Source organism: Macrococcus animalis, from assembly GCF_047425875.1.
GTDB classification, from domain to species: domain Bacteria; phylum Bacillota; class Bacilli; order Staphylococcales; family Staphylococcaceae; genus Macrococcoides; species Macrococcoides animalis.
The window spans coordinates 1,664,647-1,687,931 of sequence record NZ_CP179727.1 but is presented as its reverse complement, the minus strand read 5'-3'; the positions used below and the strand labels follow the sequence as shown (position 1 = coordinate 1,687,931).

Annotated in this window: 24 protein-coding genes; 15 read left to right on the top strand and 9 right to left on the bottom strand. The window is 34.2% G+C overall.

The features are described from left to right. Positions 1–22: 22 nt before the first annotated feature. From purB to ACMGE9_RS08785, 5 genes are all read right to left on the bottom strand, one after another. Positions 23–1,318, bottom strand: coding sequence for an adenylosuccinate lyase (gene purB / locus ACMGE9_RS08805; protein ID WP_414042427.1), 1,296 nt, complete (start codon positions 1,316–1,318; stop codon positions 23–25). A gap of 201 nt (positions 1,319–1,519) precedes the next feature. Next, positions 1,520–1,693: an NETI motif-containing protein gene (locus ACMGE9_RS08800; RefSeq protein WP_414042426.1), complete on the bottom strand. Its 174-nt coding sequence runs from the start codon at positions 1,691–1,693 to the stop codon at positions 1,520–1,522. Next, on the bottom strand, positions 1,683–2,249 hold the full coding sequence (locus tag ACMGE9_RS08795; protein ID WP_414042425.1) for a DUF2179 domain-containing protein: 567 nt from the start codon (positions 2,247–2,249) through the stop codon (positions 1,683–1,685). Before ACMGE9_RS08795 ends, ACMGE9_RS08800 begins: the two co-directional genes overlap by 11 nt. Before the next feature lie 41 nt (positions 2,250–2,290). Next, positions 2,291–3,115: an ammonia-dependent NAD(+) synthetase gene (gene nadE / locus ACMGE9_RS08790; RefSeq protein ID WP_414042424.1), complete on the bottom strand. Its 825-nt coding sequence runs from the start codon at positions 3,113–3,115 to the stop codon at positions 2,291–2,293. Further along, the gene (locus ACMGE9_RS08785; protein WP_414042423.1) at positions 3,116–4,573 is read right to left on the bottom strand and encodes a nicotinate phosphoribosyltransferase; all 1,458 of its coding nucleotides are present in this window, start codon (positions 4,571–4,573) and stop codon (positions 3,116–3,118) included. It abuts the gene before it with no gap. 120 nt (positions 4,574–4,693) lie between these two features. Here ACMGE9_RS08785 and ACMGE9_RS08780 point away from each other — a divergent pair, with 120 nt between their 5' ends. From ACMGE9_RS08780 to ACMGE9_RS08730, 11 genes are all read left to right on the top strand, one after another. Then, positions 4,694–5,863, top strand: coding sequence for an MFS transporter (locus tag ACMGE9_RS08780; protein ID WP_414042422.1), 1,170 nt, complete (start codon positions 4,694–4,696; stop codon positions 5,861–5,863). 60 nt (positions 5,864–5,923) lie between these two features. Next, complete coding sequence (locus tag ACMGE9_RS08775; protein ID WP_414042421.1) at positions 5,924–6,751, top strand: ATP phosphoribosyltransferase regulatory subunit; 828 nt, start codon at positions 5,924–5,926, stop codon at positions 6,749–6,751. Beyond that, positions 6,748–7,356, top strand: coding sequence for an ATP phosphoribosyltransferase (gene hisG / locus ACMGE9_RS08770; RefSeq protein ID WP_414042420.1), 609 nt, complete (start codon positions 6,748–6,750; stop codon positions 7,354–7,356). The genes ACMGE9_RS08775 and hisG overlap by 4 nt, the downstream gene beginning before the upstream one ends. Continuing rightward, entirely contained in the window at positions 7,353–8,606 is a 1,254-nt protein-coding gene (hisD, locus tag ACMGE9_RS08765) for a histidinol dehydrogenase (protein WP_414042419.1), read from the top strand. The genes hisG and hisD overlap by 4 nt, the downstream gene beginning before the upstream one ends. Positions 8,607–8,611: 5 nt before the next feature. Continuing rightward, positions 8,612–9,598: a pyridoxal phosphate-dependent aminotransferase gene (locus ACMGE9_RS08760; protein WP_414044482.1), complete on the top strand. Its 987-nt coding sequence runs from the start codon at positions 8,612–8,614 to the stop codon at positions 9,596–9,598. Next, positions 9,585–10,154 (top strand): imidazoleglycerol-phosphate dehydratase HisB, encoded by a 570-nt coding sequence (gene hisB, locus ACMGE9_RS08755; RefSeq protein WP_414042418.1) that lies wholly within the window; start codon positions 9,585–9,587, stop codon positions 10,152–10,154. The genes ACMGE9_RS08760 and hisB overlap by 14 nt, the downstream gene beginning before the upstream one ends. Continuing rightward, positions 10,151–10,732, top strand: coding sequence for an imidazole glycerol phosphate synthase subunit HisH (gene hisH / locus ACMGE9_RS08750; protein ID WP_414042417.1), 582 nt, complete (start codon positions 10,151–10,153; stop codon positions 10,730–10,732). Before hisB ends, hisH begins: the two co-directional genes overlap by 4 nt. Next, positions 10,725–11,432, top strand: a complete 708-nt coding sequence (hisA, locus tag ACMGE9_RS08745; protein WP_414042416.1) for a 1-(5-phosphoribosyl)-5-((5-phosphoribosylamino)methylideneamino)imidazole-4-carboxamide isomerase — start codon at positions 10,725–10,727, stop codon at positions 11,430–11,432. Before hisH ends, hisA begins: the two co-directional genes overlap by 8 nt. Further along, on the top strand, positions 11,425–12,189 hold the full coding sequence (hisF, locus tag ACMGE9_RS08740) for an imidazole glycerol phosphate synthase subunit HisF (RefSeq protein ID WP_414042415.1): 765 nt from the start codon (positions 11,425–11,427) through the stop codon (positions 12,187–12,189). The genes hisA and hisF overlap by 8 nt, the downstream gene beginning before the upstream one ends. Further along, positions 12,180–12,809, top strand: a complete 630-nt coding sequence (gene hisIE, locus ACMGE9_RS08735; RefSeq protein ID WP_414042414.1) for a bifunctional phosphoribosyl-AMP cyclohydrolase/phosphoribosyl-ATP diphosphatase HisIE — start codon at positions 12,180–12,182, stop codon at positions 12,807–12,809. Before hisF ends, hisIE begins: the two co-directional genes overlap by 10 nt. 94 nt (positions 12,810–12,903) lie before the next feature. Further along, on the top strand, positions 12,904–13,947 hold the full coding sequence (locus ACMGE9_RS08730) for a nitric oxide synthase oxygenase (protein ID WP_414042413.1): 1,044 nt from the start codon (positions 12,904–12,906) through the stop codon (positions 13,945–13,947). Positions 13,948–13,959: 12 nt separating this feature from the next. Here ACMGE9_RS08730 and ACMGE9_RS08725 read toward each other — a convergent pair whose 3' ends face one another. Then, complete coding sequence (locus ACMGE9_RS08725) at positions 13,960–15,096, bottom strand: glycosyl hydrolase family 28-related protein (protein WP_414042412.1); 1,137 nt, start codon at positions 15,094–15,096, stop codon at positions 13,960–13,962. A gap of 105 nt (positions 15,097–15,201) precedes the next feature. Here ACMGE9_RS08725 and ACMGE9_RS08720 point away from each other — a divergent pair, with 105 nt between their 5' ends. The 3 genes from ACMGE9_RS08720 to ACMGE9_RS08710 are packed head-to-tail and all read left to right on the top strand — an operon-like array spanning position 15,202 to position 17,030. Then, positions 15,202–15,759 (top strand): cysteine hydrolase family protein, encoded by a 558-nt coding sequence (locus tag ACMGE9_RS08720; protein WP_414042411.1) that lies wholly within the window; start codon positions 15,202–15,204, stop codon positions 15,757–15,759. 44 nt (positions 15,760–15,803) lie between these two features. Then, on the top strand, positions 15,804–16,721 hold the full coding sequence (locus ACMGE9_RS08715) for a manganese-dependent inorganic pyrophosphatase (protein WP_414042410.1): 918 nt from the start codon (positions 15,804–15,806) through the stop codon (positions 16,719–16,721). A gap of 39 nt (positions 16,722–16,760) precedes the next feature. Beyond that, positions 16,761–17,030, top strand: coding sequence for a GNAT family N-acetyltransferase (locus ACMGE9_RS08710; protein WP_414042409.1), 270 nt, complete (start codon positions 16,761–16,763; stop codon positions 17,028–17,030). 96 nt (positions 17,031–17,126) lie between these two features. Here ACMGE9_RS08710 and ACMGE9_RS08705 read toward each other — a convergent pair whose 3' ends face one another. Continuing rightward, positions 17,127–18,089, bottom strand: a complete 963-nt coding sequence (locus tag ACMGE9_RS08705; RefSeq protein WP_414042408.1) for a Gfo/Idh/MocA family protein — start codon at positions 18,087–18,089, stop codon at positions 17,127–17,129. Positions 18,090–18,166: 77 nt separating this feature from the next. Here ACMGE9_RS08705 and ACMGE9_RS08700 point away from each other — a divergent pair, with 77 nt between their 5' ends. After that, positions 18,167–19,537 (top strand): aldehyde dehydrogenase, encoded by a 1,371-nt coding sequence (locus ACMGE9_RS08700; protein WP_414042407.1) that lies wholly within the window; start codon positions 18,167–18,169, stop codon positions 19,535–19,537. Between the two features lie 65 nt (positions 19,538–19,602). On the opposite strand, the gene ACMGE9_RS08695 is transcribed toward ACMGE9_RS08700, so the two are convergent. Together ACMGE9_RS08695 and ACMGE9_RS08690 are read right to left on the bottom strand one after the other, a co-directional pair. Continuing rightward, positions 19,603–22,008, bottom strand: coding sequence for an SdrD B-like domain-containing protein (locus ACMGE9_RS08695; protein ID WP_414042406.1), 2,406 nt, complete (start codon positions 22,006–22,008; stop codon positions 19,603–19,605). A 457-nt stretch (positions 22,009–22,465) separates the two neighbouring features. Next, a complete protein-coding gene (locus ACMGE9_RS08690; RefSeq protein WP_414042405.1) occupies positions 22,466–23,236 on the bottom strand; it encodes a carbon-nitrogen family hydrolase in 771 nt (256 codons plus the stop codon). Between the last annotated feature and the right edge of the window lie 49 nt (positions 23,237–23,285).

Here is a 23,285-nt window from a genome sequence, read left to right as displayed (position 1 = left end):
TAGAGATTCTTTTTTACGATACTTACTCTAATCCCGCTCGACGGAACAATGTATCGATTTGGTTTAAATGATGATTTTCATCAAAGCACTTATCTAATTCTTCCTTAGATAATAAGTTGGTAATCTTCGTATCTTGTTCCACTAGTGTACGGAATGGTGTTTTAGTAGCCCACGATTCCATCGCTTTTGGTTGAACTGTATCATAAGCTTCTTCACGTACCATACCTTTATCAATTAAAGTTAACATCACACGTTGTGAATAGATTAATCCGAATGTTTTTTCCATATTCGCTTTCATATTATCTTCATACACAGTTAAGTTATCGATGATATTTGTAAAGCGATTTAACATGTAATCTAAAGCGATTGTTACATCTGGTAACATAATACGTTCTGCAGATGAATGTGAGATGTCACGTTCATGCCATAATGGAACGTTCTCATATGCTGTTGTAATGTATCCACGAATCACACGAGCAATTCCTGTTACATTCTCAGAACCGATTGGATTTCGTTTGTGTGGCATTGCTGAAGATCCTTTTTGTCCTTTTGCAAATGCTTCTTCAACTTCACGAGTTTCAGTTTTTTGTAATCCACGTACTTCTACTGCAAACTTTTCAATTGATGTTGCGATTAATCCTAACGTTGCAATATAGTAAGCATGACGATCACGTTGTAATGTTTGTGTTGAAATTTCAGCACAGCCTAAACCTAATTTTTCACATACATAGCTTTCTATTTCAGGTGGAATATTAGCAAAAGTCCCAACAGCTCCACTCATTTTGCCTACTTCTATTTCTTCACGTACTGCCTTGAAACGCTTTAAATTACGTTGCATTTCCATGTACCATAATGCCATTTTCAAACCAAAAGTTGTTGGCTCGGCATGTACACCATGCGTACGTCCCATCATCAGTGTTGTTTTATGTTGTAATGCTTTTTGTTTCAATACTTCAATAAATCGTTCTAAGTCAGCTTCAATGATATCATTTGCTTGTTTAATGACATAGCTTAGTGCTGTGTCTACTACGTCAGTACTTGTTAAACCATAATGGACCCACTTCTTTTCTTCTCCTAACGTTTCAGAAACTTGTCGTGTAAATGCCACAACATCATGACGTGTTTCAAGTTCGATTTCTTTCGCACGCTCTACATCTACTTTAGCGTTTTGACGGATAAGTTTAACATCTTCTTTCGGGATGTAGCCAAGTTCAGCCCATGCTTCACTTGCTAAGATTTCAACTTCTAACCATGCTTCAAATCTATTTTGTTCCGTCCAAATATTAGTCATTTCTTCTCTTGAATAACGTTCAATCATGAGTATATTCCTCCGTGTTTTTTTTGTCATTTGTAGTATAACAAAAAAATAATAATACGTACATTTTTATTTTTTTTAATTAAAAGTTCGTGAATAGCTTTATCAATAAACTTAATATAATTATATTATCATGCTTTGTTCAGTTTTGCTCTTTAAAAATAGCCCGAAACAACCGTTTCGGACCTCTTTATTAAACTTTACTTATTCAATCTTCTTACCAGTAAAGATGATTTGTTCTTTGAAAACTTCTATCTCTCCATTTTTATTCTCTTTAAAAATAGGTTTTTGAAATCTTTTTACTGGACTATAACCTGCTTCTTTCATACGTAGTAAACACTCTGAAATACTTTCATTATCTCTCACTTCAAACTTCATCTGCATCATACGCCTTTAACCTTGTACTTTTAACACCTTTAACCCAGAATCCACCATGAATATTCTTAGGTTCATATGCAATAATAAATGCTTTTGGATCGAGATTCTTCACTGTATCCATCAGTTTTAATTCATATTTACGTGGTGTTAATATCTGCATGACTAATCGTTCTCCATCACGACCTTGCGCTGCATAGTGCGTTACACCGTACCCTAAATCACGTAATGTTCTAGGAATCTCTTTATCGTATTCTGCTGTTGTTACATTCACAACTATATAACCTAGTGCTATCATCTCTTCAATCTTCATCCCGACGATAATACCTACTCCGAAGCCTAATGCATACGCAATGATGTTTTCAATTTTATCGAGACTATTCATAACAAGACCTAGACCAACGACATAAATAACTACTTCAACTACTGATACTGCAGCTGCTAAATAGCGGTATCCTTTTAATGTTAATATCATACGCATCGTCAAAAAAGTTACATAAAAGATATTAATAACAAAGATTAACGCAACAACTACCCAATGATTACTTAATATATCCATTTCAATCCTCCTACCTGAACTACAAACACACTATATCACTATTATTTAATAATTTCCTGGACTGAAAATCGAGTAATCGGTAACATACGTTTATGCTGTGTTCTTAAATAATGTTGTTCAATCTTTTTACCTGCTTCTCCATCCACTTGCTTACCTTCTAAATAATCATCAATTTGATTATAAGTAACTCCTAACGCGACTTCATCAGGTAACTGAGGCTTAGACTCTTCTAAATCAGCTGTTGGTACTTTATTATATAGGTGTTTAGGACAATCAAGTAATTGTAGAATAGCTTTACCTTGACGTTTATTTAATCCAGCTAATGGGAAAATATCAGCCCCGCCATCACCAAACTTCGTATAAAAACCAGTAATACTCTCTGCAGCATGATCAGTCCCTATGACAATACCATTATGATGTGCAGCAATAGAGTATTGTGCTTTCATACGTTCACGGGCCTTTTCGTTTCCCTTTTGGAAATCTGTAAGTGTTATACCTTGAGTTTCTAATGTTTGAATACTCGCTTCAACAGCTGGTTTAATATTAATAGTATAAATCTTATCAGGATTAATATAATCTAAAGCATCTTGGCAATCTTGCTCATCCTTTTGCACACCATATGGCAAACGTACTGCCACAAACTGAATATCAATACCTTCTGAGCGTAATTCAGTTGCTGCAATCTGAGATAATTTTCCCCCTAATGTCGAGTCTTGACCTCCAGATATCCCTAATACAAGTGATTTAATAAAAGGATTTTGTTTAACGTAATCTTTAATAAAGTCAACAATTGCTTGTTTTGTTTCTTGTGGATTAATTTCAGGTTGCACGTATAAAGCTTTAATGATTTCTTGTTGTAATGACATTTATTTCACTTCTTTCACTTTTGTAGAAACTTCATAAATTTCTTGATTCTTATTTTCCCAGCATAGCGTACTTAAATCAACTGGATATTCCTCAGGGTTTAAATAGCGAGTTGTCTCTTCCCATAGTAAGGCTAAATTTTCTTTTAAGTATTCACGAGACTGTTCTAAAGTTGGAATATCATACACCAATTTTCCATTGACAAATATATCAGCATGTAAATCTTTTGCTGTAAAGTCATTAATCCATTTTTGTTTATACGTATGGATTGGATGGAACATTTTTAACGGTTTTTCTTTAGATGGCTCTTCAAAGTCTAAAGTAATAAAGTCTCCTTCAGATTTATTCGTCTGATTATTAATAATACGATATACATTCTTCTTACCTGGCGTAGTAACTTTCTCAGCATTATTTGAAATCTTAATTCTGTCTTCTAATTGACCTGCTTTATTTTCAATCGCAACAAGTTTATATACAGCACCTAATGCAGGTTGATCAAATGCAGTAATTAGTTTAGTACCAATACCCCAAGCTGTAATCTTGGCACCTTGTAATTTTAAGTTAGTAATCGTTTCTTCATCCAAATCATTAGATGCAAAGATTTTTGCATCTGTAAATCCAGCTTCATCTAGCATACGACGTGCTTCTTTTGATAAATATGCTAAATCTCCAGAATCTAAACGAATGCCTACAAAATTAATTTTGTCTCCTAATTCTTTTGCAACGCGAATTGCATTGGGTACACCTGATTTTAAAGTGTGGAATGTATCGACTAAGAATACGCAGTTTTTATGGCGTTCTGCATATTTTTTAAATGCAACATATTCATCGTCATACGCTTGAACCATCGCGTGTGCGTGAGTACCCGATACAGGAATACCAAATAATTTACCCGCTCGCACGTTACTTGTAGAATCAAAACCGGCGATATATGCAGCACGCGTTCCCCAAATTGCAGCATCCATTTCTTGTGCGCGACGCGTACCAAATTCCATAACAATTTCATCTTGTACAACTTGCTTAATCCTACTTGCTTTAGTCGCAATCAAGACTTGGAAGTTTACTATATTTAAAATTGCTGTTTCAAGCAGTTGTGCCTGAATCAGAGGTGCTTCTATACGTAATAAGGGCTCATTATTGAAGCAAATTTCTCCTTCTTGCATTGAACGGATATTCCCTGTGAACTTTAAATCTTTTAAATAGGTTAAATAATCATCTTTGTAACCTAAAGTTTTTAGATATTCCATATCTGTTGCTGAAAATTTAAATGCTTTCACGTAATTTATTACACGTTCAAGACCAGCAAACACTGCATAACCTCCATCGAATGGCATACTTCTAAAGTACACATCAAATACGGCTATTTGTTCGTGAATACCATCATTCCAATACGTTTCTCCCATATTAATTTGATACAAATCTGTATGTAACATTAAACTGTCATCAGCGTAATTGTACATTGCCCCATCTCCTTAAAATATTTTTAGAATATTTTCATATATTAAATTCATATTAACACACCACTTACATTTAGGCATTGCGAATGCATTCTGTTACAATCGAAATCAAGGAGGCATATCATGTTTATGAAAAACTTCATTATACTTACAATTATTGTATCCATTTCTGGATTAACACAAGGCATGTTACTGCCACTCATAGCAATTATATTTGAACGTGATGATGTACCCAGCTTTATAAATGGATTACACGCCTCATCTCTATATATCGGGGTCTTTTTAGCCTCGTTATTTTTAGAAGGTTTGCTTAGAAAAGTCGGCTATAAGAATTTAGTTGTTATAGGTGCACTTCTTATTGTCCTTTCCATGTCATTATTCCCAGTATATAAGGACATGACGTTTTGGTTTGTGCTGCGTTTACTTGTCGGTGTAGGTGATAACATGCTACATTTCTCTACACAATCATGGTTAACTGAATCTACACCAAAGCACAAACTAGGTCGTATTATTTCAATTTATGGTCTCAGTTTCTCTCTTGGCTTTATGGTGGGACCAATACTTGCTAAGCTCCATGATGTACATGAAAGTTTACCATTTATCTTAAGTGCAGTGTTTACTCTCCTAGCAAGTGGTCTTGTGTTTATGCTCAAAAATGAATTTCCTGCTGACAATACAGCAAACATCTCATTTAAATCAACAACGATAAATTTCGGCAAGGTCATGAAAACAAGCTGGGTCGCATTTTTATTTCCTATGATGTACGGTGTACTTGAAGCATGTTTAAATAGCAACTTTCCAGTATTTGCAATGAAACAAGGTATTACTGTTGACTTGATTATTATTATATTACCGGCATTCAGTTTAGGAGCAATACTTTTCCAAGTACCTCTCGGAATGATTTCTGACAAGATGAACCGTAATATTTTACTCGCTATCGTTTCATTTATTGGAGCTTTAATGTTTATGATGTGTCAACTCTTTAGTCAATCAGGACAAATTCTAGTTATATTATTCTTTATTACTGGTATCTTTGTCGGATCCATGTACTCATTGGGTGTTACATTTATGACAGAGATCACACCAAAAAATTTATTACCAGCAGGTAATCTAATGTGTGGTCTAATCTTTAGTATAGGCAGTATAATAGGTCCAATTATTGGCGGCCTAGTCATTCAAATTTCCCATAATACACAATTCTTCAGTTATATCGCGTTTATATTATTTGCCATAGCTAGCGCAACATATTTTGATTATAAGAAAAGAAAACAACATCCTTTACATCTCGAGTAATGGGTGTTATATTATACAAAATTACTTTATCATGGTAGAGAACTAAAGCGGGAGGTAATCATGTTTATTAAAAATAACAATACATTATTACAAGAAAAACAATTAGAACTCAATTTTCTTCAATTTTTTGATAACTTAAACTACTCCATCATTTCCAGTCCAATAGTAGAAACATATAACTATAATGAATTAACGACGGATGATTTATCTTCTATGAAAGAACGTTCAGTCTGGCATTACAATCAACAAATGTATAGTATGCGCTATGATTTTACTGATGCGATTCGAAAATACATGCATCAATATCATATAAATCCTGACAATGTATGCTATGTGGGACCTGTTATACGTAAACAAAAAACTTTAACACAGTTTGGTATTGAATCCTTTCAAACTGAACAACAATCTTTAATATTTAATCAGTTTAATCAATTTATCAATCAATATTTTAATCCTATCAATATGGTTGTAGTTGGTTCATACCGATTATTAGATGATTTATTAACAACAGAACAATTAAAATCTTTGAAAGAAGAAATTAAATATAAAAATGTATCACTACTTAGTAAATCACTTGGGAATAACCACCCTATCGTGAAATTATTTACACTGCCTCCGATAGAACAAACTGATTATTTAATCGAACAATTTAATGATTTATATGAAGTGCAACGCATGAAAGAATGGATTGATATATTTAAGGCACAGAACATCTCAAATATTTATATTGATATCACGCAATCACCAAAATTTTCATATTATCATTCATTATTTTTTAATTTTTACCAAAAAAACGCGGATTTACCTATTGCAACTGGTGGTCTTTATTTGAATCAGTCAGAGGCGATTGGCTTTGCGCTTAATCCAGATAATGGGGTGACGAAATGATTACAATTGCATTATCTAAAGGCAGACAACTGAAAGACTTTATCAAATATCTAAAAGAAGTAGATAGTATTTATCAATCTTATTTCGAAAATATACAAAGAGAATTAGTCATAGAAACAGAAACTGTAAAATTCCTTCTTGTAAAAGGCGATGATGTGCCAACGTATGTTGCTGAAGGAACTGCAGATTTAGGGATTACTGGAAGTGATGTGCTTATTGAACAGAATCGTAAGGTAAACCATTTACTCGATTTACCTTTCGGCTTGTGCCATTTCGCAGTAGCAGCAAAGCCAGAAGTAAATATCGAAGACATGAAAATTGTCGCAAGTAAATATATTAATATTGCCCAAAATTATTTTTATAACCGCGGAATGGATACTAAAGTGATTAAATTAAATGGTTCAGTTGAACTTGCTGCATTAATTGGTATGAGTGATGGCATAATTGATATCGTCCAATCTGGGGAAACATTGCGAATGAATAATTTAATTGAAAAAGATTACATGTTTGATGTCAATGCACGATTGATTTGTAATAAGCATGCGTACTTCACGAAATCAGAAGCAATTCAAGATTTTATTAAACAATTGAAGGTGACCAAATGATTACAAAAGACAAATTTATTAAACAATACACAGATACTGATTCTTTAGATACTTCTAAAATGGCGGATGTCCTCAAAATTCTACAAAATGTAAAAATGAATAAAGATGCTGCAATTAAGCAATACAATGAACAATTCGATGGTGTTTCGACCCCTATCTTAGAAGTGCCACAAGCTGATATTAAAGCGGCTTATGATCAAGTTGATGCTTCATTATTAAAAGACTTAATGCAGGCATATGAGAATATATTGACTTACCAAAGAAAAATTAAATATCGTACAGCGCATAATAAAGATGAAATGTATCAAGTTTATCATCCATTAAATGCCGTAGGTATTTATGTTCCTGGTGGCAAAGCAAGCTATCCCTCATCTGTATTAATGACAGCAACATTAGCTCAAGTTGCGGGTGTAAAGGAAATTATAGTTGTCACACCACCTCAAATAGGAGGTATTAATCCAATCGTCCTAGCTTGTTGTTACATTACTGGTGTCACACGTATATTTCAAGTAGGCGGTGCTCAAGCAATTGCAGCACTAACTTATGGTACTGAATCTATTCCGAAAGTAGATAAAATTGTAGGTCCAGGCAATCAATATGTAGCTCTCGCAAAAAAGCTCGTCTTTGGAGAAGTCGGTATTGACTCAATTGCTGGTCCAAGTGAAATTGCGATAGCTGTTGATGAATACCAAAACCCAACACATATTGCTTATGACTGCATGGCACAAGCAGAACATGATGAATTGGCGAGAACGTTTGTCGTTTCAACAAGCGAATCAATATTATTGAAAATTGAAGATGAAATAGCGCGTCTCATTAATGAACAACCGCGTAAAGAAATTATTAAAGAGAGTATAAAGAACCATCATTATAGTATTCTGACTAACAGTATTGAAGAGAACTTTGAAGTATTAAACTTAATCAGTTCAGAACATGTTTCAATTCAAACCGCTGACGCTCAAAAATATATCGAAGGTGTCAATCGTGCTGGTGCATTATTTATAGGACCATATGCGCCCGAAGCGATGGGTGATTATGTCCTTGGCCCATCCCACGTACTACCAACGAATGGTAATGCACGTTTTATCAATGGTTTAACTGTGAATGATTTCTTAACTTCTAATTCTGTGATGGATATCTCAAAAGCGACTTTTAAAAAAAATATGGATGCTGCAATTAACATTGCTCAAGCCGAATCTTTATTTGCTCACGCAGCTTCTATTCAAATTAGAAAGGATGATTTAACTTGATTAGAATGCACAAAAATGAAAGTCCTATTCTTCCCCTCTCAAATGAGACTTTGTTTACTATTTTAAAGCAATGTAAATTTAATCAATATCCTGAAGAAGAACATGCTGATTTCATCAAAGCATATTCTCACTATAATCAACTTCCAATAGAACAGATTAGTGTTGCTAACGGCTCTGATGAATGGATTCAAAAGTGTATGATGACGCTTGGTACGGGAGATGTCATGACATTAAACCCTGACTTTGTCATGTATACAACTTACGCACAACAATTCGGGCGTACAGTTCACTATATAGATTGTGATGATACATTTCAGTTTGATATTCAAAGCATCATCAAAGAAATTGAAATCGTAAAACCTGATTTATTCATATTAAGTCAACCCAACAATCCGACAGGTCAATTGTTTAATAATGATTTTATTCAAAGCATAGCTAATGCTATGTCTTTGGTCGATGGTTATTTAATATTAGATGAAGCATATATCGAATTTAGTCGTGCATATACAGTACCAAAAGGTCGACATATTATTCAGATGAGAACTTTAAGCAAAGCATACGGTTTTGCTGGATTACGTATAGGTATTATTATTGCTGCTCCCGAAGTCCTGGTTCGACTTAATACAGTCGCACACCCCTACCCTGTGAACTCATTATCACTACAAATTGCGACAACCTTTATCCAGGACACTTCAGCAATCAATTCATTTATGCAAACACAGATACAACTTGCTTCTCGATTAAAGGAAATATTAAACCAACATCGAGACATCATCAATATTATAGACAGCGAAACCAATTTCGTGTTCACATATGGAGAACATGCCGTTAAACTAGGTACATTTATTCAACAACATGACTTTAGTGTAAGAACTTATCCAGACGTCACTATATTAAAGGATGCCGTGCGCTATTCAATTACAACTGAAGATAATTTAAATCAATTTGAACAATTGATTCATGAATGGAGAGAACAAAATGATTTCAATTAATCGTGATACATTAGAAACAAAAATCAAACTACAATTAGATACAACTGGAGATTCTTCAATCAACACTGGAGTCGGATTCCTAAATCATATGTTGACCCTATTTACATTTCATTCAGGTTTATCTTTGTGTCTTGACGTCCATGGTGATATTGATGTCGATGATCACCATACTACTGAAGATATAGGTATTGCATTGGGACAAGCAATTTTAGAACTTTATCGGGAACAGAAATTTTACAATCGCTATGGTACTTCGTATATTCCGATGGACGAAACACTAGTGAGAACAGTAACGGATATAAGTGGAAGACCCTACTTATCTTATAACGCGTCACTTTCAAAAGAAAAAGTAGGTACTTTCGATACTGAACTTGTAGAAGAATTTTTCCGTGCTGTAGTGATCAATGCACGTATGACAGTGCATATTGATTTAATACGAGGAGGCAATACCCATCATGAAATTGAAGCAATCTTCAAATCATTTGCACGTAGTCTAAAAATGTCATTAGAAAAAAAGAATAATCGAATTGAGTCTTCAAAAGGTGTGATTGAATGATAGCTGTTGTAGATTATGGTATAGGCAATATCCAAAATGTAATCAATGTATTAAAAACTTTAGGTTATGAAGCAAAGTTAACGCGCAATGCAACTGACTTTGAAGCTGCTACCCACATTATCCTTCCAGGTGTAGGTCATTATAAAGATGCTATGCACAAACTTAATCAATATGATTTAGTGCCTTTATTAACTCAATACAAAGATTCTAAACCTTTTATTGGTATTTGTTTAGGTATGCAACTTCTATATGAATACAGCGAAGAAGGCAATACTGCCGGTTTGTCTTTTATTCCGGGTACAGTTACACACATCCAATCAGACTTACCTGTGCCTCACCTTGGGTGGAATAACTTAATAAGCGAATATCAAGTGCTGAATAAAGATGTTTACTTTATACATTCTTACATTGCACCAATGGCAGACAATATCATTGCTGTTGCTGATTATGGTCAAATGATACCGGCAATTGTGCAACAAAATAACCTTATTGGTATTCAATTTCACCCAGAAAAAAGTGGTACATACGGTTTAGAAATTTTACAAAGCGCTTTAAATGGAGGTTTTAATAATGATTGAAATATGGCCCGCTATAGACATTATTGACGGACAAAATGTCCGTTTAACTGAAGGTAATTATGGTACTAAAGAACAAATGAAACGTACGCCAGAAGAAGCAATTGCATTTTATGCAACTCACCCTCAAGTGAAACGTATTCATATTATTGATTTAATCGGTGCGAAGCAAGAATCGCCAGCAGAACAAAACACAATACAGCAACTCATTGAAATATCAACACTTCCTGTAGAAATTGGTGGAGGCATCAGAACACTTGAAACCGTCCTGTACTATTTTAATATTGGTGCTGACTATTTAATCATAGGTACAAAAGGATTAACAGATTTAGCATGGTTAAAATCTATTACACTGGAGTTCCCAGGTCGTATTTATTTAGCTGTCGACGCATTTAAAGAGGATATTGCTTTGAACGGCTGGTTAGAGACCAGTAAATTAACAGTTACAGAAATGATTAACACAATTAATGACTATCCTTTAGGTGGTGTAATTTACACAGATATAACGAAAGATGGTAAATTGAATGGGCCAAATTTCGAAATCACTGAAAAACTTGTTCAAATTTCAAAACTACCTATTATTGCATCGGGTGGAGTTAGAAATGCACAAGATATCAAAAAGCTTGAAGCTATTGGTGCACATGCAGCAATAGTTGGTAAAGCATGTAACAATGATGCATTCTGGGAGGGATTAAATGATTAAAAAGAGAATCATTCCTTGTTTGGATGTCAAAGATGGCATGGTTGTTAAAGGTGTTCAATTTCAAAACTTACGTGATATTGGAGATCCCGTTGAGCTCGCCAAATATTATAATGCTTCAGGGGCTGATGAACTCGTATTTTTAGATATTTCTAAAACTGAAAAAGGACATGATTTAATGTTAGAAGTCATTAAAAGAACATCAGAAACTCTCTTTATCCCCTTAACCATTGGTGGCGGTATACAAAATTTAGAGGATATCACTGCCCTACTCATGTCCGGTGCTGATAAAGTTTCATTGAATAGTACTGCATTACGTAGTCCTGATATTATTAATGCAGCCAGTCAGAAATTTGGGAGCCAGTGTATTTGTATTGCTATAGATGCAAAGTGGCATCCTAAGGAAAATGATTGGTTCTGTTACTCACATGGTGGCAAACAACCCACATCTATACCTGTACTTGATTGGGTAATTGAAGTTGAGAAACGTGGAGCAGGTGAATTACTTGTTACTTCAATGGATTATGATGGTATGAAACAAGGATTTGACCATCAATTATTATCTAAAATTCAAAGTATTTCTAATATACCTATTATTGCTTCAGGCGGCGCTGGTCATCAAGTTCACTTTGCAGAATGCTTTAAAGAAACTGACGTTTCTGCATGCCTTGCAGCGAGTATATTTCATGATCAGGAATTATTAATTCATGATCTCAAAACGTATTTAACTAAAGAAGGAGTGGCTGTACGATGCATATGAAACCTAACTTTGATAAAGGATTATTAACTGTGGTACTACAACATGCAATAAATAAAAATGTCCTCATGGTAGGTTATATGAACGAAGAAGCATACAATAAAACCGTCCAAGAAAATATTGTAACTTTCTATTCTCGTTCAAAAGAACGTTTATGGACTAAGGGTGAATCGAGCGGTCACTTTCAACATGTTGTTTCAATGGCATTAGACTGCGATTCAGATGCGTTATTAATTCAAGTCAATCCCATAGGTCCAACTTGCCATAACGGAACTGAATCATGTTTCAATCTTAAACCGAGTGTAACATTGGAATCTTTAATTAATACTGTTGTAACCAGCGCAACATTAAAAAATGATAAAAGTTATACGCAATATTTATTGAATAGTGGTATAGATAAAATTGCTAAGAAATTTGGCGAGGAATCATTTGAAGTTGTGATTGCTGCATTAAAAAATGATAAAGAAGAACTTAAGAATGAAGTTAGTGACTTACTTTATCACCTAGCAGTATTAATGTATCAACAAAATTTAAAATACGAAGATGTCGAAAAGGAACTAGCATTACGTCACAATAAACAAAATAATTTTAAAGGTGAACGTAAAGATATTCAATCTTGGTAATCAGTTTATAACTCAAATTATTTCATTCTCAAAAGTATTCTATAAAATGTTATGATAGTTATTGACAATCGAAATTATAGAGATTGAGGTGAAATTGATGATAGAAAAAGCAACAGATTTCATCAACCAGATTGGAAAAGAATTAAATTGGGATGCAGCCACAATTACACTTCGAATAAAGGAAATTGACGATGAAATTAAACGCACAGGAACTTATATTCAGACGCCCGAAGAATTAACTTATGGCGCAAGACTTGCATGGCGATACAGTAATCGCTGCATCGGTCGATTATTCTGGGATAAATTACAGGTTATTGATATGCGGCATATCACAGATGAACATGACTTTATTAATGCTTTACAAGCGCATATTGTTAGTGCCACAAACTGTGGAAAAATTATACCTACAATCACTATTTTTCAGGAAGAAAGCAAGATTAATTTCGAATTATTGAATGATCAATTAATACGGTATAGTGACGATCCAATCGTAGCAGATACTAAAAGCTTAATTAAACGAACTGGTTATCAAGATTTCGGAAAATACTTACCCCTTCTTTATAAAGTAAATCAGAAGTATATGACGTATGACTTACCTACAGAAATCATAAAAGAAGTCCACATTGAACATCCTGAGTTCCCACATTTTAATCAACTTGGGCTAACTTGGTATGCCTTACCGATTATCACAAGTATGGACTTAAAAATTGGTGGGATTACTTATCCACTTTGCCCTTTCAATGGTTGGTATATGGAAAGTGAGATTGCAAGTCGAAACTTCTTAGATGAATATCGATACAATCTACTTAAACCAATCGCTGAAAGTATGAACTTGGATACAACTCGAACAACAAATTATTGGCGTGATAAAGTTGTGGTGGAATTGAACTATGCAGTTTATCATTCTTTCAAACAACAAGGTTATTCTATCGTTGACCATTACAATGCTAGCCGGCAATTCTTGAAGTTTGAAGAAAATGAAGCCTCACAAAATAGAAATGTAACAGGTGACTGGACTTGGCTAATACCACCAATCTCACCCTCACTTGTCCACAACTGGCATAAGGGTTATGACAATTCATATTACGAACCAAACTTCTATTACAAAAAGAAAAAAGCAACGTGTCCCTTTCATTAGGACATGTTGCTTTTATAATTCCCCAACAGATTCATCTTTAGCTATTGCTTCTGTATAGAAATCATCGACTTCGATTCTTTTAATTTTTTTTAAGTTTTTATTTTCAATACATACAACATTTTTAGCTTTACCGATTTTAATTGTACATGTATTATCTTCACTAAACTCATTATCAATTATATAAATGTCCTTATTCTTTTTCCCCTCAAAACTTTGGAATAATATCGCATATTTTTCATTGATTGAATGAAAATGATTATTACGAATAACCGTCATTTCACCTGCTTCTGCACCATGATCATTGCCAAATAAATCAAGTGAATACTTCCCTTTCTTTGTGCCTAAGTAACGAATCCCACCATTACAATCATTAAATGTGTTGTCATGTACATGAAGTACTTTCGATTTCAGGAATGTCAGCGCATAGTCACCCGTTTTATCAAATGTATTGTTTTTTATCGTGATATTTTCATAATAAATTTCATAAGTACTCGCGTGGCTTCCAATTGCACGATTCCACGGTTTCATCATCGGCTCGTCTGAGTTACCAAAGTAACAATCTTCGATGATAACATTTTTCGTTACCGTACCATCATACTCACCGAACTTCGGAAATGAATCTTTAAGTTGTAAGTCTAGTTGAATAGCTTCACTAAATGAACGTGTACCCTCATCATCACGGAATCCTAAGAATTTGCATCCTGTTACTTTAAAGCCATTAATACCGCATGCATCAATTGCATGACCTTGCACAACATTCTTAAACGTCACATCTTTAATCTCAATTTCACGTGCATGACCTAATGACATAATACTATTGTTAAAATTTAAGACATGACCATATTGATCAAACGTTCCACCTTCAATTTTAATGTATCCATTACCGTCATAACGTTTATAACTTTCGCTTTTCTTACCATTCTTAAGCATTGCAAATGGACTCATACGACGAAATACTGCATTCGGATGTAAATGTAAATACGTATGGGCGTAAATCACAAGTTCATAACCAATATAGTAAGTTCCTTCAGGAACATACACTTCTACTGGTTCTTTCTTCGCTTGATTCAGCGCACGTTGTATTGCAATTGTATCGTAGAATACATTGCGACCTTTCGCACCGAAATCTTTAATATTTATCTTTTTCATTTATTACACCTTCAAATCATTTATAATTGTAATTAAGATTATACCCTTAATTTAAGTGTTTATACTATTAAATTAATTATTATGATATTGAAGGAGACGACAAACATGACTAATGCACTACTTTTAATTGACTATTCAAATGATTTTGTAGCATTAAACGGAAAATTAACATGTGGGAAGCCCGCTATAGTATTAGAAGATACAATAGCTAAGAAATGGGAAGCTTATATGGCAAAAGAAGCACCTATATTCGTGTTAATGGATATGCATTTTGAGAATGATACTTTGCATCCAGAGACTAGACTGTTCCCACCACATAATATTAAAGGGACAGCAGGACGCAATTTATACGGCAAACTGCATCAATTATACTTACGCGATCAAGATAAGAAAAATGTGTTTTGGATTGATAAAATGCGTTATAGTGCATTTAGCGGCACTCCACTGTTCCAATTATTACGAGAGAGAAATATTAATACGATAGAACTTGCTGGTGTGTGTACAGACATCTGTGTATTGCATACAGCAGTAGATGGTTACAATTTAGGATTTGATATGGTTGTTGATGAGCATGCTGTCGCATCATTTAATTCAGATGGACACAAGTTTGCGCTAGCACACTTCAAAAATGTATTAGGCATGACTGTAGAAGAGATAGATTAATCGTGATAAAATAAAGGATAGATTACAATTAAAGGAGACTATTCATGAAAATTTTAACTTTCGGACACAAAAACCCAGATACTGATACAGTAACATCAGCTTTAGTAATGGAAGACTTACAAAAAGCTTTAGGAAAAGATATTGAAGCGGTGCGTTTAGGGGATTTAAATGGTGAAACTGAATTTGCATTAAAACATTTCAACTTAAATGCACCACGTGTAATTGAACGCTTACATGGTGAAGATGTTATTTTAGTGGATCATAACGAGTTCCAACAATCAGCTGATGGAATTGAAGATGCAAACATCTTAATGGTAGTAGATCATCATCGTATTGCAAACTTTGAAACTGCTGGACCTTTATACTACCGTGCTGAACCTGTAGGATGTACAGCGACAATCTTAAACAAAATGTATAAAGAATATGGTGTTGAAATTAAACCTGAGATTGCTGGCCTAATGGTTTCTGCAATTATTTCAGATTCACTATTATTTAAATCTCCAACATGTACCGAAGAAGACGTTAATGCTGCACAGGAATTAGCTGCAATTGCTAACATTGATTTAGAAACATACGGATTAGAAATGTTAAAAGCAGGTGCGAAAACATCTGACAAAACTCCAGAAGAATTATTAAATATCGATGCAAAATCATTCTCTATGGGTGAATATGAAGTTCGCGTTGCACAAGTAAACACTGTTGATATTGATGAAGTTTTAAGTCGACAAGAAGAATTAGAAAATGCGATAAATGCAGAAACTGCACAAGAAGGCTATGCACTATTCCTATTAGTTGTAACTGATATCTTAAACTCTAACTCTAAGGTGTTAGCATTAGGACAACAACAAGAAGCTGTTACAAAAGCTTTCAATGTTGCCTTAGACAATAATACAGCATTACTTGAAGGCGTTGTTTCACGTAAGAAACAAGTAGTCCCACAATTAACAGAAGCATTATCTTAAAATGGCGTCGAACGTTTTTTTGAATCGAGGTGATAAGTAATGGATATTATACAAGGTGATAATATATTTTACATCGGTGATAAATCATACCCCGATGCTGAAATTACATTCAAACCATCTGGACAAGATACTATTGTAATAGATCACACATACACTGATCCAAAACTTCGTGGTCAAGGTATTGCCAAGGATCTTGTCCTTAAAGTGACAGATTATGCAAAAGAAAATAATTTAAAAATCATTCCATTATGTTCTTATGCACGTAATGTTATGGAAAGAGATAAGAGTTTACAATATCTCATTAAATAACAAAAGAGACGCAAGATGCGTCTCTTTTTAATATTTGAAAGAATGAAAAAATGGTATGTCATTATTATAATTTAAATTTTCAGAATAATCAATATCTTATTTAATTAAAATGCCAATTTGTTTTTTTACTTCATCTAACACTTTCATTGTGTGATGTGTCGTCTCTAAATTTAAGGCATTAATGTCTTTATTTTTAACAGCATCTATAAAATGCTTAATTTCATAAGACATTGGTGGTGCCTCACTTATGATTTCGTCAATGACTTCACCATTTCTATTTAATTTTTGAACTTTATTCGGAGCAGAGATTTTATCGATTAATATTATGCCCTCTTCCCCAATAATTTCAGATGGCAAATGACTATCTATTATTTTGGAATAACTTAATACTGACGTCATTTGATGGTGGTTACATATAATTGTACCTTGCCCATCTGCACCTGTAGATAATAATTTTCCGATTGCCTGAATCGTCTTCGGCATACCAAATAGATTGACTAATGGACTTATTGTATATACACCAAGATCCATTAATGCACCATTACCTAATTCAGGTTTAAAAGCATTTTCAATTATACCTTCTTTGTATTTATCGTAGCGAGAAGAGTATTGATTGTAATGAAAGTTTGCTCGGCGAATCTCACCAATTTCTTGTATCCAATCGTGTAATTTCATAAAAGATGGTGAATAAATACTTTTCATTGCTTCCATGAAATACACATTATTGTTTTGCATCGCTTGAATCATTAAATTAAAATTCTTCTCACTCGTAGCTATGGGTTTTTCGCATAATACATGTTTCCCGTGATTCATTGCTTGTATTGCTTGCTGATGATGTAATATATTTGGAGTAGCAATATAGATAACTTCAACAGAAGGATCATTTAATAATACATCCATGTCGTCTGTAAAGTTAGGGATTTTATGTTTTTCTGCGAAACTCTGTGCGCGTTCTATCGTTCTTGAATATACACTATGCAGTTCAAATTCAGGTACTGTTATCCCCGCTTCTATAAAGCGGTCTGTTATCCAATTCGTGCCGATAAGACCAAATTTCATTTACTTCACCCCAGATTTTATTTTCATATATTTATTAAATAGTATACACCTTAATTAAAGTTAATGGAGGAATTTTCATGAAAATCCAAGAAGATATTAAGAATATGCAAAACTATTTCGAAACACATGAGACAAAACAAATTAAATTCAGAAGAAAGAAACTAAAAGCGCTCAAAAAAGCAATTAAAGCGCATGAAACTGATATCATGGATGCATTAAATAGTGATTTAGGCAAAGGGAAAGTTGAAGCTTATGCTACCGAAATCGGGATTGTATTAAAAGAACTTACAACCTATATTAAAGAAATTAAAAATTGGAGTAGAAAGAAATCAATTAATACACCGATGATGCAATTTCCAGGCAAAAGTTATGTGATGTATGAACCATATGGTACAGTACTAATCATCGGACCATTCAATTATCCTTTCCAACTCGTAATGTCTCCACTAATTGGCGCTATTGCTGCAGGAAATTGTGTTGTCGTGAAACCTTCTGAACACACACCACAAACAAGTATGATGATTGAGCAAATTTTACAAGAAGTATTTGCACCAGAACATGTTCATGTTGTTCAAGGTGAAAAAGAAGTCACCTCAGCATTACTTGATACTCGTTTTGATTATATATTCTTTACAGGCAGTCCAAAAGTTGGCCAAATCGTTTACGAAAAAGCGAGTAAACATTTAACACCAGTAACACTTGAATTAGGTGGCAAAAGCCCTACAATTGTTGATGAGTCAGCGAATATTAAAGTTGCTGCAGAACGCATTGCATTTGGGAAATTCATGAACGCAGGACAAACTTGTGTCGCACCAGATTATGTTTTAATTGATAATAAGATTAAAGACAAATTCATTAAAGCAATGAAATCCACTTTAAAAGAATTTTATGGTGATAATTCGATTGAAAGTGAAGATTACGGTAATATCATTCATGATCAACATTTTAACCGTTTAACAGCAATGATTGAAGAAGCAAGTGAACGCATATTAATCGGAGGTAATTCGAAAGCAGATGTATTACATATTGATCCAACTATAATTGATGCGCGACTAAATGATTTAACAATGAAAGAAGAAATATTCGGACCGATTTTACCGATAATCGGTTATAACGATAAAGAAGAAATATTCCCTATTATTAAAGGGTTTGAAAAGCCACTTGCTTTATATATTTTTAGTGATGATTACGACTTTGTTAGAGATGTATTTAACCGAGTTTCATTTGGTGGAGGATGCGTAAACGACACAATAATGCACGTTGCTAATCCTTACTTACCTTTCGGCGGAGTGGGCCATTCAGGCATTGGGCATTACCATGGTAAATATACATTTGAATTATTCAGCCACCAAAAAGGCTATATGACGAAAAGTACTAAGTTGGAATCTGGTATTATGTTCCCTCCTTACAAAGGTAAATTCAGATATATAAAACAAGTATTTAAATAAAATTTATCCAAACAGAACAACATAAAAAGGAAGGTCACATTGACCTTCCTTTTTAGTACTTTAATTTAAATTTCTTCTTCTTTTCTTTTACGAGAAGCAACGATTAATGCGCCACCAGCTAATGCTGCAGCAGCTGCACCTGTTGCTAATGCTGCGTTACTTGCTTCCCCTGTATCAGGTAATTGACCTTCAGCAGGTTGAGCAGTGTCTAAAGCTTTAGGTGTATCAACATTTCCTGAAGCAGGAGGTGTTGTTCCACTATCAGTAGGAGGTGTTAATGGCGTAGAGTTGTCATCTCCACCTTTATCATCTCCACCATTGTCTGCTGGAGGTGTTACTGGATCTTTGTCTCCAGGTGGTGTTACTGGGTCTTTGTCTCCAGGTGGTGTTACTGGGTCTTTATCTCCAGGTGGTGTTACTGGGTCTTTGTCTCCAGGTGGTGTTACTGGGTCTTTATCTCCAGGTGGTGTTACTGGGTCTTTATCTCCAGGTGGTGTTACACCAGTATCACAGTCAGGTCCAGCTTGGCCTTCACCGTAATATCCTTGGTCTACATTTGCATTAGATTTATCTTTTAAGTTAACGATAACATCAGTCGGTCCATCTGAATCAACTTCATCATGTAAATCTGCTTCGATATTTGCAATTACTGGTGACCAATCTAATGGGTTATGGAAGTTTACAATGTATGTTCCTTCTGCTAAACCGTGGAACGCGTATTCTCCCCAAGCATTAGTGTATGTCTCATCAATTGTGTTACCAGCATAGTCACGTAAAGATACACGTAGACCTACAACTGGGTGTTCTCCAGCATCTTGCATGTTATTACGGTTTGCATCCCACCATACTTTGTTTCCAATTGATAGGTTTCCAGGTGTTCCGTCTCCAATTGAAACTACCGTACATACTTCTGGTGGTAATGGTAATGGTGATGGTTCTCCACCACCAGGAGGCGTTACCGGATCTGTTGGTGGGTCAACCGGATCTGTTGGTGGATCAACCGGGTCAACTGGTGCAGGAGAATCAGTCTTTAGTACATAACCTTGATCTACATTAAAGTTGCTTGCACCATTGATTACTACACGTACATCAGTCGGTCCATCTGAATCAATTACATCATGTAAATCTGCTTCTAAGTTAGCGATTACTGGCTGCCAATCTAATGGATTATGGAAGTTAACGATGTAAGTTCCGTTTGGTAAGTTATCAAATTGATAATGACCATTGTCATCAGTGTATTTCGTATCAATTAAGTTACCTGATTCATCTTTAATTGTAACTTTTAATCCTTTAACTGGAGCTTCGTTAGCATCTTGTAAATTATCTAAGTTTCCTTCTTTAGCTTGATCATCCCACCATACTTTATCCCCGATAGAGTATTTACCATCTGGTTTAACTGGGTCTGGAATTGGTGTTGGGTCTGGCGTTACAGCTCCACCACCATTGTTAACGTAACCTTGATCAACATCCATGTTATTAGCACCTTTGATATCTGCTAATACTGCAACTGGTCCGTCTGAATCAATAACTTCGTTTCCTAAGTTAGCAATTACTGGTGACCAGCCAAGCGGTGTTTCAAAGTCAACACGGTAAGTTCCGTTTGGTAAGTTGTCAAATCTGTATTGACCGTTAGCATCAGTGTAAGTTTCACCTACAAAGTTACCCGCATAATCATGTAACGTTACTTTAATACCTTCAATACCTACTTCGTCAGCGTCTTGAACATTATTTGGCGCTTTTGTATCTTCTTCTAATTTATCAGCCCATACTTTATCACCTAAAGAATATGTTCCAGTGTCCGGCGTTGGTTCTGGTTCAACTGGTGTTGGTTCCGGTTCAACTGGTGTTGGTTCCGGTTCAACTGGATCCGGTTTTGGTTCTTCTTTTGGTGGATCAATTTTTCCTGGATCATCAATATTGTATCCAGGTACGATGTATCCTTGATCTAGATTAAAATTGTCTGATCCATTAATTTCAAATAGAGCATCTGTTGGACCAACAGAGTTTTGTCCTGTTCCCATATGTTCATTTTGTCGCACTGCTTGATAAGTTAAATCGGGTGCTTCGAAGCTTACTTTGTATTTTCCGTTTTTCAGTCCTGAAATACTCCAGTTACCATTCGCATCCGAAACAGTTTCTCCAACTAGAGCTCCACCATATTCGTATACTTTTACTTTGATATTAGCAATTCCTTTATCTTCTGCAGCATCATACATATTATTTTTGTTGTAGTCATACCAAGTCTTGTCTCCAATAGTATATGTAGCTTCTGATGTTGCTTGTACTTCTTCAGTGGTTGGCGTCTTATCTGCAGCAGCTGTTGATGTTTCTTCCGCATTTGCTTGATTTCCTAAAAACATTAAAGATCCGATAAGAATTGACGCTGTACCTACAGACGAAAATTTTCTAATAGAAAACTTATTTAATCTGTTAGGTAGGAAATCCATCTTACTTTTGTTTGATTTTTTCATAACAAAATCCTCCTTTAAAATTGAAAAACAATGCAATAATGCTATATTCAACACATTATACACTTTAATTTTAAAGGGTTTACATTCGTAAGTAAACCTTAATTAGAACGTTTAAGATTTAAATTAATATAATTTTCAGTATTATTTAGATTTATTTTGTCTATATTTTCCGCACATGTTATTTACTATTTTTTACATTTAACTTTACTCTCATAACGTCACACAATTAGATTTCTTTAGTAATAATTTTTTCCTGTCTTTTAATCTATTCCCACAATCTTACTGAATTAGTGTAATAATTCATTTTACGATATTGATATATTCTTATAACAATTTTGAATAGAAATTTTTTTACTATAGGCTTTTTATATTACATTCATTATGTCGTTTTTTAATTCGTACTTAAATGTGACAATTTTGTGACATTTAAGTTTTTGAAATTTTAATGCATATTCCTTCAGTATATTTCTTTTCTCAAGCTATTCAGTAATGGTATTTCAGTTCTAATCTTGTTTATTTCTTCTATATTAATGTTAGACTGAATTGTTCCTTCTCCTAGTATTCCTTTTGTTAAAGCGTCACCTAACGGGTTAATAACCATCGATTTTCCTCCAAAAATTGTTCCATTACATTTCCCAATACTATTACTTGCAATCACATAGACTTGATTTTCAATTGCTCTGGCATACAATAATTTCTCAAATTGGTCTATACGCTCTACCGGCCATTCTGCTACTACAAATAATACCTCTATCCCGTTTAAAGTTAGTTTACGTGATAGTTCTGGAAATCGTAGGTCATAACAAATGATTATCCCCATTTTCACATTATTTATCTCAAATATGGAAATTTTATTCCCTTCAGTTAAATAGCTTGGTTCATCTAACATTGGTACTAAATGTAATTTATCATATTGATGGATGACTTCTCCTATCTTATTTATCACAATGGCTCGATTAAAGATTTTTCCATTTTCTTTAACCGCAATGGACCCTGCAACAATATTTATTTGATATCGCTTCGCTAATTCACTTATTGCTGTAATTTCTCTTTCTCCATTTTCAGATGTTATCTCTTGCAGCTGATTCAACATATATGAAGTATTCCACATTTCAGGAAGTACTGCGATTTCAATATCTTTAAGTGTAGCTATCCATGACCTTACTTTCTCAATATTTTTATCAGGTTCACCAGGAACAATTTCCATTTGATATACTGCAATCTTCATGTAATTCCCTCTTTTTATATTTTTATTTTATTTCTTTTTATGTTGTACA

Bases quoted from the DNA above. Each gene is read 5' to 3' on its own strand.
- hisF (WP_414042415.1), top strand. From the start codon at position 11,425: ATGATTAAAAAGAGAATCATTCCTTGTTTGGATGTCAAAGATGGCATG.
- hisB (WP_414042418.1), top strand. From the start codon at position 9,585: ATGATTTCAATTAATCGTGATACATTAGAAACAAAAATCAAACTACAA.
- hisD (WP_414042419.1), top strand. From the start codon at position 7,353: ATGATTACAAAAGACAAATTTATTAAACAATACACAGATACTGATTCT.
- ACMGE9_RS08695 (WP_414042406.1), bottom strand. From the start codon at position 22,008: ATGAAAAAATCAAACAAAAGTAAGATGGATTTCCTACCTAACAGATTA.
- ACMGE9_RS08705 (WP_414042408.1), bottom strand. From the start codon at position 18,089: ATGAAATTTGGTCTTATCGGCACGAATTGGATAACAGACCGCTTTATA.
- hisA (WP_414042416.1), top strand. From the start codon at position 10,725: ATGATTGAAATATGGCCCGCTATAGACATTATTGACGGACAAAATGTC.
- ACMGE9_RS08715 (WP_414042410.1), top strand. From the start codon at position 15,804: ATGAAAATTTTAACTTTCGGACACAAAAACCCAGATACTGATACAGTA.
- purB (WP_414042427.1), bottom strand. From the start codon at position 1,318: ATGATTGAACGTTATTCAAGAGAAGAAATGACTAATATTTGGACGGAA.
- ACMGE9_RS08775 (WP_414042421.1), top strand. From the start codon at position 5,924: ATGTTTATTAAAAATAACAATACATTATTACAAGAAAAACAATTAGAA.
- ACMGE9_RS08700 (WP_414042407.1), top strand. From the start codon at position 18,167: ATGAAAATCCAAGAAGATATTAAGAATATGCAAAACTATTTCGAAACA.
- ACMGE9_RS08725 (WP_414042412.1), bottom strand. From the start codon at position 15,096: ATGAAAAAGATAAATATTAAAGATTTCGGTGCGAAAGGTCGCAATGTA.
- ACMGE9_RS08780 (WP_414042422.1), top strand. From the start codon at position 4,694: ATGTTTATGAAAAACTTCATTATACTTACAATTATTGTATCCATTTCT.
- ACMGE9_RS08710 (WP_414042409.1), top strand. From the start codon at position 16,761: ATGGATATTATACAAGGTGATAATATATTTTACATCGGTGATAAATCA.
- hisH (WP_414042417.1), top strand. From the start codon at position 10,151: ATGATAGCTGTTGTAGATTATGGTATAGGCAATATCCAAAATGTAATC.
- nadE (WP_414042424.1), bottom strand. From the start codon at position 3,115: ATGTCATTACAACAAGAAATCATTAAAGCTTTATACGTGCAACCTGAA.
- ACMGE9_RS08760 (WP_414044482.1), top strand. From the start codon at position 8,612: ATGCACAAAAATGAAAGTCCTATTCTTCCCCTCTCAAATGAGACTTTG.
- ACMGE9_RS08795 (WP_414042425.1), bottom strand. From the start codon at position 2,249: ATGGATATATTAAGTAATCATTGGGTAGTTGTTGCGTTAATCTTTGTT.
- ACMGE9_RS08720 (WP_414042411.1), top strand. From the start codon at position 15,202: ATGACTAATGCACTACTTTTAATTGACTATTCAAATGATTTTGTAGCA.
- hisG (WP_414042420.1), top strand. From the start codon at position 6,748: ATGATTACAATTGCATTATCTAAAGGCAGACAACTGAAAGACTTTATC.
- ACMGE9_RS08800 (WP_414042426.1), bottom strand. From the start codon at position 1,693: ATGAAGTTTGAAGTGAGAGATAATGAAAGTATTTCAGAGTGTTTACTA.
- hisIE (WP_414042414.1), top strand. From the start codon at position 12,180: ATGCATATGAAACCTAACTTTGATAAAGGATTATTAACTGTGGTACTA.
- ACMGE9_RS08785 (WP_414042423.1), bottom strand. From the start codon at position 4,573: ATGTACAATTACGCTGATGACAGTTTAATGTTACATACAGATTTGTAT.
- ACMGE9_RS08690 (WP_414042405.1), bottom strand. From the start codon at position 23,236: ATGAAGATTGCAGTATATCAAATGGAAATTGTTCCTGGTGAACCTGAT.